The organism is Niastella soli, assembly GCF_017742245.1.
GTDB lineage: Bacteria > Bacteroidota > Bacteroidia > Chitinophagales > Chitinophagaceae > Niastella > Niastella soli.
In genome coordinates this window covers 49,801-62,988 of sequence record NZ_JAGHKO010000006.1, presented here as the reverse complement: position 1 = coordinate 62,988, position 13,188 = coordinate 49,801, and the positions used below count along the sequence as shown (strand labels likewise).

Below are 13,188 nucleotides of genomic sequence, written 5' to 3'. Positions count from 1 at the left end.
TACTTCCTATTTCTTATCTCCTACTTCTTCGCTTCCTTTATCTTTTTCCAGTTCCGCACAAAATCATTGATCCCTTCTACCAGCACATCCAGTTGTTTCGTAGTGGTATATACGTTGGGGGTTATACGCACCCCTCTTATATTTTCATGATTAACATTGGTACTGTGAATTCTATACTTATTCCATAAATAGATATCGAGGTCCCCGGGATGACAATCGGGAACATTATAATGCACCAGCCCAATAGCGCAGCCAAAACCAGGCTTCATAGAGGTGCCGAACTCGATGTTTGGAATATCTTTCACTTTATGCATCCAGTAATTTTTCAGGTAGAACAATCGCTGTTCTTTTCGTTGAGCGCCTATCATGTCATAAAATTCGATGGCTTTTCCTACGGACTGTTCAATAAAGAAGGGCCGGGTGCCCAGGTTTTCAAACTTGCGGATGTCATCTGCAGTCGCATCCGGCGCTGCAAATAAAGGATACAGATCTTTGATCCTTTCTTTTTTTACATATAAGATCCCCACTCCAATACAGGCGCTGAGCCATTTGTGCAAACTGGCGCCAAAATAATCGGCTCCCAGATCGGAAACATTGAATTGAAAATGGGCAAAGCTGTGGGCGCCGTCCACCACCACTTCAATATGTCTTAAATAAGCAGCATCGGCAATTTTACGAACGGGTATTATTTGACCGTTCCAGTTAATAACATGGGTAATGTGCACCACTTTGGTCTTTGACGTAAAGGCGTCGGTGTAGGCTTTCACCAGCTGATCGGTGTTCTCGCTGGGTAATTGCAGGTCAACCCAAATTAATTTAATGCCATCCCGTTGTTCGCGTTGTTTCCAGGCATTGATCATATTGGGATAATCCTGTTTTGAAAGCACCACCTCATCGCCAGCTTTGAGGGGCAGGCCAAAGATGACGGTTTCCAGCGCCTCTGAGGCATTACGTTGAATAGCAATTTCTTCGGGATCACAGCCGGCCAGTTGGGCCAGGTTGCGGCGCAGGGGTTCACGGCCCTGGTCCATAACACGCCACATATAGTAGCTGGGCGCTTCGTTCACCTGATCGAAATTGCGTTTCATGGCCTCCTGCACGGGGATGGGCGAAGGCGCTACTCCGCCGTTGTTTAAGTTGATGAGGGCGGGGTTAACCGTGTAGGATTGCTGAATATAATGCCAGAAATCCTCATCAGAGGCCAGTTGTTCGGGGGTTTTATGGCTTGCAGCAGCCAGGGCCTGGTGCAAATCACGGCTCCAGACGGGCCTTGTAATAGCCGACAAAGCTGTACCTGCAGCCAGCTTTTTACAAGTCTGTAAAAAAGAACGACGATTAAATTGACTCATGTGACTTTAATATTGATAAGGTAATTGGTTATGCACCAGAAGCTCTTGAAAAAAAATCTTCTGAAAAATAAAGAATTTATGCCATTTTCATTTGGGAGAAATAACAAAACCCCCTACTTTTGCACTCCCCTTACAAAAGGGGACCAAGGCTGCCCAATAGTATAATGGTAGTACAACTGATTTTGGTTCAGTTAGTCTTGGTTCGAATCCAGGTTGGGCAACAAAAAAACCGTCTCGATAATATCGGGACGGTTTTTGCTTTTTTGGCAGCGTCCCGAGCTCGCTCGGGAAAGCGGACAGAAAAACAAAACAGTCCCGCCAAAGGCGGGACGTAGTTTCCTGGGTAATGGGCACGCCCCTGGTCAGACACAGTGCAGATCCTAAGTAAATAGGGCATTTATATACTACATATCCCATCAAACTGCCACCATAATGCCATAAGAATGCCATAGCCTATGGCATTATAGCTGATCTTACTGCAGCACATATCAGCTTATTACTTTCTATCAACAAGGCCGGACATTTCAAATGCGGCGATTCAATAAAGCATTTGTTGCGCCAATTAAGAGATCTAAATTTAATTGGGCACAATAAGGAAACTTTAGCCGCCTCCGATTCAGTTTATCTGACGGCTACGGGTAATGAAATAACAGAATTGATAATTGGGGCCAACAAAGCTTAAAAAGAGCACTTACATAAACTTACCCCCACAACCCCGTTTTTGCAGTACGTTTTGCATACTCATTAAAATCAGTAGCCGGTCTGCCCAATGCTTCCTGCACCCCATGGGCAATACTGGCATTGCGGCCATCCAGCACTTCTTTAAACAGATAAGTTATCAGCCAGATAAAATCATCCGGGATAGCATACTCTTTTAACATAGCCTTGTAATCTTCTAATGGCATTTGCTCAAAGACAATGTCCCGGCCTGTTTCGCGGGCGATGGTCCCGACGGCTTCTTTGAACGTGAGTAACCGAGGACCAGTTACTTCATACACTTTATGGTTATGACCGGGTTGAGTAATAGCCGTCACAGCTACTGCGGCAATATCATCTGCATCAACAAATGGTTCGGGAATATCACCTACGGGTAATGCCACCTGACCAGCAAGCACGGGGTCCAGCAAATACCCTTCACTAAAATTCTGGCAGAACCAGCTGGCACGCACAATGGTCCAGTCGATTGTAAGCGCCATCACCATCTTTTCACATGCCTGCGCTTCTGCTTCGCCCCGACCCGATAATAACACCAGTTGTTTTACCCCACACTCAACAGCCAGTTGGGTAAAGGCCCGAATGACATCAACTGCACCCGGAACGGCAATGTCAGGATAGTACGACAAGTAAATAACCTCCATATCCCTGATAGCTTCTTTCCAGGTAGCCTGATCTTCCCAATCAAAGGGCCTGTCGCCCGACCTGGAGCCGATATATACCGGCCACTCTAATTGTTGCAATTGGGCAACCACGCGGCTGCCGGTTTTTCCTTTTCCGCCTAATACCAGGGTATTGGCTTTGTTGTTCTGTTTTGCATTCATGGTATTTAATTTTTATCAAAGCTATATTCACCACGAGTGCATAAATAGAACAAAACCGACACGAAAAAACGCCAATAATAAAGCCCTCCCGGTAAAACCGGAAGGGCTCCTTAACAATGAAATAATTTATTTCAACGCATTCTTTATTTCTTCGGCAGCATACCGAAGCACCGATTGTACTTCGGGGATATTTGCCAGCGGGTTCAACATACCATAATCATGGATCATACCCATACAGCGGATCAGCGACACGGGCACCCCGGCCTCATTCATTTTTCTCGCATAAGCTTCGCCTTCATCACGCAATACATCGTTCTCGGCCACTTGCACCAGGGCTGGCGGCAGGCCTTTTAACTGATCGAGCGTAGCGCGCAGGGGCGAAGCAAAAATATCCTTGCGGGCATTTTTGTCTGTGGTATAATTATCCCAGAACCAGATCATCATATTGCGGGTAAGAAAGCGATCATTGGCGAATTGATGATATGAATCTGTATCGAAGTTGGCATCGGTAACCGGCCACAACAAAACCTGTAATGCTAATGCGGGTCCTTTTTTCTCTTTGGCCATCAGGGCAACCGCGGCGGCCATATTGCCCCCCACACTATTGCCTACCACCGCCAGTTTCTTTCCATTAACATTGATCTCGCTACCATTCTCCGCCACCCATTTGGTAGCCACATAGGCTTCAGTGATCGCTACCGGGTATTTAGCCTCCGGTGAAGGCGTGTATTCGACAAACACCCCTGCCATTCCTGAATGCACCACCAGGTCACGCATCAGGCGTTTGTGGGTGGGGAAATCGCCCAGTACCCAGCCGCCGCCATGAAAGAACATAAATACGGCCAGTTCTTCCGATACGCCAGCCGGACGCATCACCTGTAATTTAACTGTAAGCCCATCCTGGGTAATTGTTTTTTCAGTAATATCAACACCCGACACGTCCACATTCACCGATTTTTGGGCGCCTACCAGCACCTGGCGGGCATCTTCCGGAGTCAGGGTCTCGATGGGTTGGCCACCACTGGTGTTCAGTGCTTTCAAAAATGCTTTTGTTTGAACCTCAATAGAAGGATCGGTAGCATAGTTCATTACTTCTGCTGTAATTGACATGTCTGTTTGGTTTTGAATGTTATCAATTATGATTGCTGAAACGCGGTACTCAGTAAAATGTCACTATTGCTACTTATCAGGCGGGGGTACAGAAAAAAAAGGAATGGGGTACAAGGTAGGCATTTCAGCCATTGCACACACAACGGACATTATTAATTTTTGATGATAAAAATCAAATTCTGCTAATCCAGGTAAAGCTGCGATTGAGGCACCAGCTCCAGTGGCAGGGAAGGGCTTTGCCAAAAAAAATAAAGGGCGGAACGATCGTCCTGGTTAAAGTATTCCAGTTTGATGGCATACTTTTTCCCTGCCTCTAGTTTTATTTGGGCCGACTTATGTATAGCGGTATACAGTTCCTGCCAGCGATCGATGAGCAGTTTATCATTTACCCATAACCGAACTCCGCCAGCTACTTCAGTACTGAAGGTATAGTCCTCAGAGAATTGGGGTTGAATAAAACCCGAAAAGCGGATGCTGTACCGGGTGTCTTTTATTTTGTAATGAACACCGGTGGCTAAACCAGGCAGGGGTATTCGCCATTCAGGAAAGCTGATGAGGGGGTCGATGCGATCTTCCACGGCGACGCCCCATTCATTGCCATTGTAATAAACACCTTTCAGGCCCGCACCATTACCCCATACACCAGGAGCAAATGGCGGGATGACAGTCCGGCCTGTTTTTGAAAGCATATACGGCTGCCCTTTTAAAGGTTGAACCCGTACAACTTCCTCCTTTCCGGCATCGGCTGCTATTTTTATGTCACCACGGATCTCACATTGTACAAGATCGAGCGATTTGGCAGCATTGGTACTTGCATTTTCAATAGCGCCTTTTGTTCCCCCTTTTATTATACAATTCCGCATCAAAACTGGACGCGAACCTTTGGCAGGCCCTTCTACCATGCGAAAGGGATAAGGAATTTGGGCAGCGCCATCGAGTGTCAGATTTTCTAAACGAACACCATTGGCGCCGCTGGCAGCATGGTCTTCAAAAACGCTGTTGTATATGTAGCCGCCATTGTAAGTATAGTTGTTTACATAGGCGCCATGCAGCACGCCTACGTTGCAATTGTAAATAGTAGTTTGTTCCAGCACATGGTTCTTGCCATTGTTTTGCCAGCTGCGGATGCCACAATCGGAATTATGCACCACGTTGCCATTAAAGATCCAGGCAGATTCAATAGGCATTTCTTCCCAGTCGTACGCGGCATTCACGGTCTCCAGCCCTTGCTGACCAGCCACTACGTTGCTGTCGCAGCGGTTATCATCGCCCATACTCAGCACAAATGCATGAGTGCCGAAGGTGGGTGCGCCTTTGGTATCAAGAGAGATGGCACCTTGTAAATACGTTGGCGATACCACCAGGTTGTGCGCCCACACAGTGCGATGGGTAGCATCGGGCAGATCCCACCAGAACGGGGCATCCATGCAGTTAAAAGCAATGTTGTGCGTCATGGTAATACCATGGCTCACATGCGGCACGTAGGCATGGTTGTTTATATCGCGCATTACACAACCATCAACAACCGATCCGTCGCTGCCCTCCTCACAATGATGAAAATGGAGACCATAGCGGCCCTGTACCTGGTCTTTTGCATACGAGCCACCCTGGTCTTTACGCGGACCTAAATACCGAAAGGCCACCTGTTGCACCGATTGCGCCACGGTGGAGCGGATGAAGATATGCGACTTGCCTGCAGCGGTACCCTCGATGCGAACGTTACGCGTAAGGTTACCCACTTCGGCGGTCCATAAATTATTAATTATCGGATGGGCGGTGGCAGCAGCATTCAAAAAGATGGTATTGCCTTTTATGGCGGTGATGGTACGCACGTCTACATTGCGCGCATTGGCCGCAGTGGGCGTAATGATGAGCTCATCGCCGACCTGCCAACCGCTGGCGTTTTTGACGTTTATAACGGTAGCACCGGCAGCTATGGAAGTAGTGGCATTCGTCCAGGCAGTTTTGGTTTGCCCCTGTAAATGCAACTGCCCCGACTCCATCACCCACAGACCAATATCGGTCTTGAGCATATCCATGCCACCGCCAACAAAATTGTCCTCATCAATCCCCGTAAAACGAAGGGTATGTATAACAGCGCTCCGGGCAGGATGCATCTGCAATTGCCCCGTTACTAATATGTTTTGGGAAGAATGGAAAGCAACGGAGTGTGTGGGATCAACGATCAATTTACCCGCGACGTGCATACCGGCAATGGTAGCATCTCTATCAAGGACCACTGTATTACCCTTTGCAATTACGGGCGCATCATTCGCACCCGGTACCCGTCCGCCCCAGGTAGCGGGGTCGCTCCAGTTACCGCTACGCACGCTGGTAATGGTACCGCTGAAGGGTGCTACAGCCGGACCGCAGCTAATAACAGACTGTGGTGCCCGGTAGCTACCGAGGAACATCAAGACCAGGTAAAAGGCTAGTTGTATAGGGGAATGCATGGGGATTTGTCTATTTCAAAATTAAGCAAAAGACATCTGGTAAAGAAGTTAATAAGTTCGTAAGTTATTAAGTTGAGAACCTAATAACCAAGCTCCTTAAAGGTCGTTTCAGCAGCTATTCTTACAGCTTCACCTCTTTTTAGCAAAACTACCGCCCTACCCTCCTCCACCTTTACTCAAAAAATATGCAGAAACAAATTATTCTGTACATGATGCTTTTGTTTAGTTTAACAAATTGCAAAAAGCACTACAACAATCCCCCCAATACCAATTTTCACTTTTATGACTCCCTGCAAACAGCCGGGTATGTACGTTCGTATTTATTGAACCTGCCACCCAATTACAACGATAGCAGTAATTTTCCACTAGTGATTGCCATGCATGGATTGGCAGGCAGTGCCAGTCAGATGGAGCAGGACTATGGGCTGACCACCAAATCGAACAACGCCCATTTTATACTCGTGTATCCGGAAGGCGTGCCAAGTGATGGCATCCTGGGCATCCGAACATGGAATGCCGGTACCTGTTGTGATTTTGCGATGGAGCACAATATCGATGATGTACAATTTATCAGGCAGCTTATACAAAAGCTAACAAGTACCTATAAGATCAATTCTAAAAGGATCTACGTTACAGGCATGAGCAATGGCGCCATGATGACATACCGGCTGGCTTGTGAGTTATCGACCCAGTTGGCAGCCATAGCACCCGTGAGCGGCACTTTATTGACGAAGCAGCCCTGTACACCGGCAAGAGCGGTGCCGGTGCTGCACATCCATTCTGCCATTGACAACAAAGTGCCTTATGCCGGAGGTTACGGATTAGCCAATTATTATTTCCCGCCGGTTGACAGCGCCTTGCGGGTATGGGCCAGCATTGATGGCTGTACTACCGCCCCACCCGTTATTACTGCGGCGAGTCTGTATACACAAACGCAGTACATGAATTGCCATCCAAACACAAGCGTACAATTATACCTTACCAAAGATGGAGGCCATTCCTGGCCGGGCGGTTTGGCGGCAAGAGCTAATGCAGATCAACCGTCTGCAGCTTTTAATGCAACTGATCTGATCTGGAGTTTTTTTAGTCAATTTCAATTGCCTTAGCAGGGTGAAGGAGGAGAGTTGAAGGTTGAAAGTTGAAAGTTGAAAAGTTAAAGATTGAAATGCAGGTTTCCGGGCTGTCCGGAGCCCTGCATTTCTCTCAAACTCACGTCAGACGTGGTATCCAATCAGTGCCCATTGACGTGAGTTTAGTCATTTTGGCAAAATCCTCAAATACACCTGGTTAATTTACAAGAAAATACATAGAGCCAATATAAATATTAAAACCAAGTATTGTAGAAGGGCTACATTTACAACACGAAAAAGCTGATACTTCTATACAACAGCACCACTAACGGTTACATTTAGTTATTACTCTATAAGCGATCAAGGGCACAAGAATACCACATCTGTCTTTACAAACCTTAACCTATATTATGAAAAAACAAACACGTGCGGCTATAGATGAGAAAAAGATAATAAAGGCCAGGGATATCCTTGATAATGAATGTCACAAACCGATAACGTTAGATTACCTCAGCAGGCGCGTAGGAATGACCCCGAAAAAACTAGCCACAGGCTTTAAGCGAAAGTATTATCAAAGCATACAGAAATACCTGATCATGGCGCGTGCGATAACCGGCATGCAATTATTACTGGAAACCGAACTACACATATATGAAATAGCCTGGGAAACCGGCTATGATGTTACCCGTCCGTTCTCCCAAATGTTTAAAAAGGTGACCGGGCGGGCCCCTTCTAAATGGCGAAAGGCGCAGCTCAACAATCCCCCTGGAACAGTGCCTTATATAATGCTCAACCGCTAGCCACTTCCCGAACCAGCTCTAAACAAATTACCTACATACAGTCCCTACCCTACATTGGACAGGAGATTGTATGCATTATCATCATTAAACCTACTTCCAAATGCGTAACAGAAAGAAGTTAAAGAAGCATGTAGTTATTGCCATTACGGCCGCCAAACAAATTTTCGATAACAACCTGGGAGACGAGTACACTGCCTACAGAATGGCACTAACGTACGGCGTAAGCCGCAATGTGCTGCAGAAAGCATTTAAAGATGAATACGGAGCGGGCATCAGGGATTACCGGTTAAGAATACGAATGGAGAAATCGAAAGACCTGTTGGCGTTAGGAAAAGACGCAAAGGAAGTGTCCATTACGTTGCACTATAGTAACCCCAGTGCTTTCAATAATGCGTTCAAGAAGTATTATAAGGTAACACCAAAAGAGATGTTTGACTTTACTGACGGCGACAGTTTATCTGCATAATGTTTTAACAAATTCTCTAATGAACAAACAATCAATGAACAATAATAAAACGTGTGCAAAGTATAAATAACTTGTGCCAAGTATAAACAGAAAACACTTGACTTTTGGTATTGATCAACCGTATATTTGAAATGTAAAACGAATGATCGCTCCGGACATAGTCCACCGGAAGAAACCAACAGCCTGAACTAATCACCATTACATAGTACGACGTTTTTAACCATTAGCCTGGACAGCCATTTATTTATCTAAACAATAAATAACTCATGGAAACCTTATTCAACATTCCGGTTACGCCGGGAGCCAGTCAATTTATGCCTGAGCATGAAGCGAATGACAATTATCCCATCAAGCGATTATCTATTATTATACCCGCATACAACGAAGAGAACACGATTGCCTTAATACTCGATCGCATCAATGAAGTTAAGTTACTACGAAGTATAGAGAAGGAAGTGATCATTATAAATGATTGCAGCAAAGACAATACCGAGGCGGTGCTAAAGAACTATCTCACCAACACCCCTAATCTCTCTATCAATTATCTCAAATATATCAGGCACGATGTAAACCAGGGAAAGGGTGCGGCGATCCACACGGGTATTGCCCAGGCAACTGGTGAATACCTCCTGGTGCAGGATGCTGACCTTGAATATGACCCGGGCGAGTATAATACATTGCTAAAACCCATAGTACTCGGCTCGGCAGATGTGGTATACGGCTCAAGATTTATAGGCGGCAATCCACACCGCATCCTGTTCTTCTGGCACTCTATAGGAAATCGCGTGCTTACCTTTCTTTCAAACATGTTCAGCAATTTGAATCTGACCGACATGGAAACCGGCTACAAGTTATTCCGTACCTCCATCATACAACGTATCTATTTACACGAGAAACGCTTTGGGTTTGAACCCGAGGTAACTCAAAAAGTATCTATGGTCCCCGGAATCCGGATCTATGAGGTAGGAATAAGTTATTACGGTCGAACCTTTGCCGAAGGCAAAAAGATCGGCTGGAGGGACGGATTCCGGGCGATCTATTGTATACTGAAATATGGGTTGTTCAATAACCAACTACTCGTTAAAAAAGAAAAAGAAGCCCCCGTATTATCCGGGCGATAATCTACACACTAGCGTCAACATCTAAGAAAGATCACCATTTTAAACTTGTTCATATGATCAAGCGCACCACGCTCATTGAGATCATTACTGTGCTTAATATTATTCTGTTCCTATACACCGGCATTGCCAAGATAATGGACTATAGTGTTTTCAAAGAGCAACTGGCTATGTCCCCTATTCTTTCATGGGCAGCTACACCAATTGCAGTGCTGTTACCTGTGGTTGAGTTTGCGATAGTACTGATGCTGGTTATTCCCCGGTGGCGCCTGAAAGGATTGTACGCATCGTTCATAATCATGACACTATTCACTGCTTATATTATCACCATGTTTATAGTTGCCCCGGAGATGCCTTGTAGCTGCGGCGGGATCATTGAGCTGTTGTCGTGGAAGGGCCATGTAGTATTTAACAGTGTATTTGTCTTACTCAATGCGTTGGCCATCTATCTGCAAAGAAAGGAAAAAAAAGAATCAGGCAAGGAATGGAATAGCATAATTGAATACAAGGTATTTCACTCCTAACTGCAGCTGAAGGAAGATTTATAGACCTGGAAAATTAATTACTGAATATTAATTCATTCGAAGATGAATCAGGAGACAACTATGCCATCAACAGAGGTTTCGTTTAAGGATTTCCTTTTTAAGAATAAGCGGAACCGGACTATATTAATACTTGCTGCAGTGGCCATAGTAATACAGTTTGCTGTGTTTAAATATTTTTATCCGTTTGCCAGCTTTATCCATGGGGATTCGTTTTCGTATTTGGATGCAGCCAATGATAATCTATCAATCAATACTTACATGATAGGTTACTCAAATTTCCTTAGATTGTTCAGTGTTTTCTCTAAATCTGACACAATACTGGTTGCATTTCAATTCATCTTGGCACAATCAAGTTCTCTATTCTTACTCTTTACGATATTTTATTTTCATACTTCATCGAAATTGTTCCAAGCGATTGTTACAACAATATTCGTGTTGAATCCATTACTTCTACATCTCGCAAATTTAGTTTCTAGCGATTGTTTGTTTCTGGCCCTAAGCCTTGATTGGTTCGCTCTGCTTTTATGGATACTTTGCAGACCATCTTTGCGAGTAATTATCTGGCACACATTGGCATTATCAATCACCTTTACAATACGGTATAACGCCATTATATATCCATTTATATCGACAGCTGTCATATTGTTATCGAAATTTAATTTGAAAACGAAGTTAACAGCCGTAACAACAGGAATATTATTGTGTGGATGGTTTATAGGCTTTACTACATATAAATTTAAAGACCTTACGGGTTACTGGCAGTATTCTCCATTCAGTGGTTGGCAGTGGGCAAATAATGCCATGTATGCGTACCGTTATGTGAATATTTCTGAACGCAAGCCCGTGCCACCGAGATATGCAGCATTAGACAAAATGATCTGTCAATATTTTGACAGCACTAGGGACACAAAAAAATTCCCAGTTGAATCAGCAATGGCAAGCACTTTTTATATGTGGTCAGCTGGAATGCCTTTGATGAAATATAGAGATAGCCTTTTTAAAAACGACACAAGCGCTAGTGAACTTAAAAAGTGGGCAAGCATGGGACCACTATATAACGATTATGGAGTATACATCATAAAACAGTATCCATTACATTTTGCCCGTTATTTTCTATGGCCAAATGCAAATAAATACTATGCACCACCTATTGAATTTTTAGAAACATATAATTCAGGACAGAACACAGTTACAAAACAAGCAAAAAACTGGTTTGCCTACAAAAGTACAAAGGTAAAAACACGGTTCAAGGACAAATATGTTACAGTATTAAACTTTTATCCAATCCTTTCAGGCATTATAAACTTGGTCATGTTAATATTGCTTCTTTATTACTTTACATTAAAAGGGTGGAAACACAATCCAAAGTTCAATAAAATAATACTCCTTTCTGCTACTCTTTGGTTATTGAACGCAGGATTCACAATTGGAGCCTCCTCTCCTGCACTAAGATTTCAAAGTTTTCCAATATTGACAACTACCATATCGACCCTGTTACTTATAGATTGGTTATGGGCAGTAGCTATGAAAGACAGGAAGTATAATATCACGCAAACCAATTTAACAAACGAACTATTCATCTAAGAAACTCATTTCTCCTAAATCGATCTTTTACTTTCAAAAAATTATGATGAAAGGAATCTGCTCTATTATTTTTCTGGCTTTATTAATGGGATGTCATGGAATGACACCCGAGAAAACCCGTCACCAAGGAAAATTATTGCCTGCATTTAAACTTTTGTTATCCGATAGTCTTTCATATAACACCGGGAATATTCAAGAAGGTAAGCCATCAGTCCTTTTTTACTTTAGACCTAATTGCCCCTATTCCAAGGCTCAAATGGCCGAGATCATTGATAACATAGATCGTGTGAAGGATATTCAATTTTACATATTCACATCCATGCCATTTGCAGATATGATCCAGTTCTCAAAACAGTACAATCTTAATAAATACAAAAATATAACTGTTGGTGTCGATGAGTCAAATTATTTTCCGCATTATTTCGAAGTTCCTGGGGTTCCCACTATCGCTATATACAGTAAAGAAAAAAAGCTGAACGCTTTATTTGTCGGACAAACGCCACTGGAACAGATAAAAAGACTAGCTAAATAAAAATAAAATAATTGCGCAATAATGGTCTCGCTTTAGCAGCAGACCACCTGTTTCGAAATGTGCTATTCCTTACTGCTAAAAGGATGTCTGCACAAGTGGGGAAGCCGAAAACCACAAGACCTTTAGAGTAGGCAAATTAACCATTTAGACTTTAGCTTTTTGATTGTAAAAAGCATTTTATTATGAAAAGTGCAAAAATCATGTTGATGTCAGTTGCAATTTTTGCAGCAGTAGGTGGAGCATTAGCCTTCAAAGCAGCAAAATTCAATCAAAAATTTTGTGTTGGTACTGCTAATGGCGTTAATACATTAGTCCCCACATTTTCAGGACAACACGTATCCGCACCAAGTGGAACACCAATTTTACTGTACCGTACCACCAAAGCTAATGGTACTCCAATTAGCGCAGCCGCTGATTGCGTTAACCTGACAACTACCACACAAAATTCTACAACAATTGTAGAAGAATAAGATACCCTACAGAAGGCAATATCTTATACTATTAATTTTATGAGGCTGTATCAAAAGTATGATACAGCCTCTTTAGAAGGTACCTTATGGAGCAAAGTAGTCTTTTAAGTGATTCTCATCCCTTTCGTTTACTTACATACACAATGCTTTTTT

General features: G+C 43.7%; 12 protein-coding genes and 1 tRNA gene. 9 read left to right on the top strand and 4 right to left on the bottom strand.

From position 1 onward, the window contains the following. Positions 1–20 precede the first annotated feature (20 nt). Complete coding sequence (locus J7I42_RS23590; RefSeq protein ID WP_209141346.1) at positions 21–1,349, bottom strand: aminotransferase class V-fold PLP-dependent enzyme; 1,329 nt, start codon at positions 1,347–1,349, stop codon at positions 21–23. Between the two features lie 150 nt (positions 1,350–1,499). Here J7I42_RS23590 and J7I42_RS23585 point away from each other — a divergent pair. Further along, a tRNA-Gln gene (locus tag J7I42_RS23585) sits at positions 1,500–1,570 on the top strand. A 480-nt stretch (positions 1,571–2,050) separates the two neighbouring features. On the opposite strand, the gene J7I42_RS23580 is transcribed toward J7I42_RS23585, so the two are convergent. From J7I42_RS23580 to J7I42_RS23570, 3 genes are all read right to left on the bottom strand, one after another. Further along, positions 2,051–2,887, bottom strand: a complete 837-nt coding sequence (locus J7I42_RS23580) for an NmrA family NAD(P)-binding protein (protein WP_209141345.1) — start codon at positions 2,885–2,887, stop codon at positions 2,051–2,053. Between the two features lie 126 nt (positions 2,888–3,013). After that, positions 3,014–3,997, bottom strand: a complete 984-nt coding sequence (locus J7I42_RS23575) for an alpha/beta hydrolase (RefSeq protein WP_209141344.1) — start codon at positions 3,995–3,997, stop codon at positions 3,014–3,016. A gap of 182 nt (positions 3,998–4,179) precedes the next feature. Beyond that, a complete protein-coding gene (locus J7I42_RS23570) occupies positions 4,180–6,450 on the bottom strand; it encodes a PA14 domain-containing protein (protein WP_209141343.1) in 2,271 nt (756 codons plus the stop codon). 185 nt (positions 6,451–6,635) lie between these two features. Between J7I42_RS23570 and J7I42_RS23565 the strand changes: the two genes are divergently transcribed. The 8 genes from J7I42_RS23565 to J7I42_RS23530 all read left to right on the top strand — a co-directional run bounded on the left by J7I42_RS23565 (position 6,636) and on the right by J7I42_RS23530 (position 13,035). Continuing rightward, complete coding sequence (locus J7I42_RS23565) at positions 6,636–7,556, top strand: extracellular catalytic domain type 1 short-chain-length polyhydroxyalkanoate depolymerase (RefSeq protein WP_209141342.1); 921 nt, start codon at positions 6,636–6,638, stop codon at positions 7,554–7,556. Between the two features lie 374 nt (positions 7,557–7,930). Further along, positions 7,931–8,320 (top strand): helix-turn-helix domain-containing protein, encoded by a 390-nt coding sequence (locus J7I42_RS23560; protein WP_209141341.1) that lies wholly within the window; start codon positions 7,931–7,933, stop codon positions 8,318–8,320. Positions 8,321–8,420: 100 nt separating this feature from the next. After that, a complete protein-coding gene (locus J7I42_RS23555) occupies positions 8,421–8,786 on the top strand; it encodes a helix-turn-helix transcriptional regulator (protein WP_209141340.1) in 366 nt (121 codons plus the stop codon). Between the two features lie 266 nt (positions 8,787–9,052). Beyond that, complete coding sequence (locus tag J7I42_RS23550) at positions 9,053–9,907, top strand: glycosyltransferase family 2 protein (protein WP_209141339.1); 855 nt, start codon at positions 9,053–9,055, stop codon at positions 9,905–9,907. A gap of 53 nt (positions 9,908–9,960) precedes the next feature. Beyond that, positions 9,961–10,428: a MauE/DoxX family redox-associated membrane protein gene (locus tag J7I42_RS23545; RefSeq protein ID WP_209141338.1), complete on the top strand. Its 468-nt coding sequence runs from the start codon at positions 9,961–9,963 to the stop codon at positions 10,426–10,428. A gap of 681 nt (positions 10,429–11,109) precedes the next feature. Beyond that, positions 11,110–12,033, top strand: a complete 924-nt coding sequence (locus tag J7I42_RS23540; protein ID WP_209141337.1) for a hypothetical protein — start codon at positions 11,110–11,112, stop codon at positions 12,031–12,033. 43 nt (positions 12,034–12,076) lie between these two features. After that, a complete protein-coding gene (locus J7I42_RS23535) occupies positions 12,077–12,565 on the top strand; it encodes a TlpA family protein disulfide reductase (protein WP_209141336.1) in 489 nt (162 codons plus the stop codon). Between the two features lie 182 nt (positions 12,566–12,747). Further along, the gene (locus J7I42_RS23530) at positions 12,748–13,035 is read left to right on the top strand and encodes a hypothetical protein (protein WP_209141335.1); all 288 of its coding nucleotides are present in this window, start codon (positions 12,748–12,750) and stop codon (positions 13,033–13,035) included. Positions 13,036–13,188: the final 153 nt, after the last annotated feature.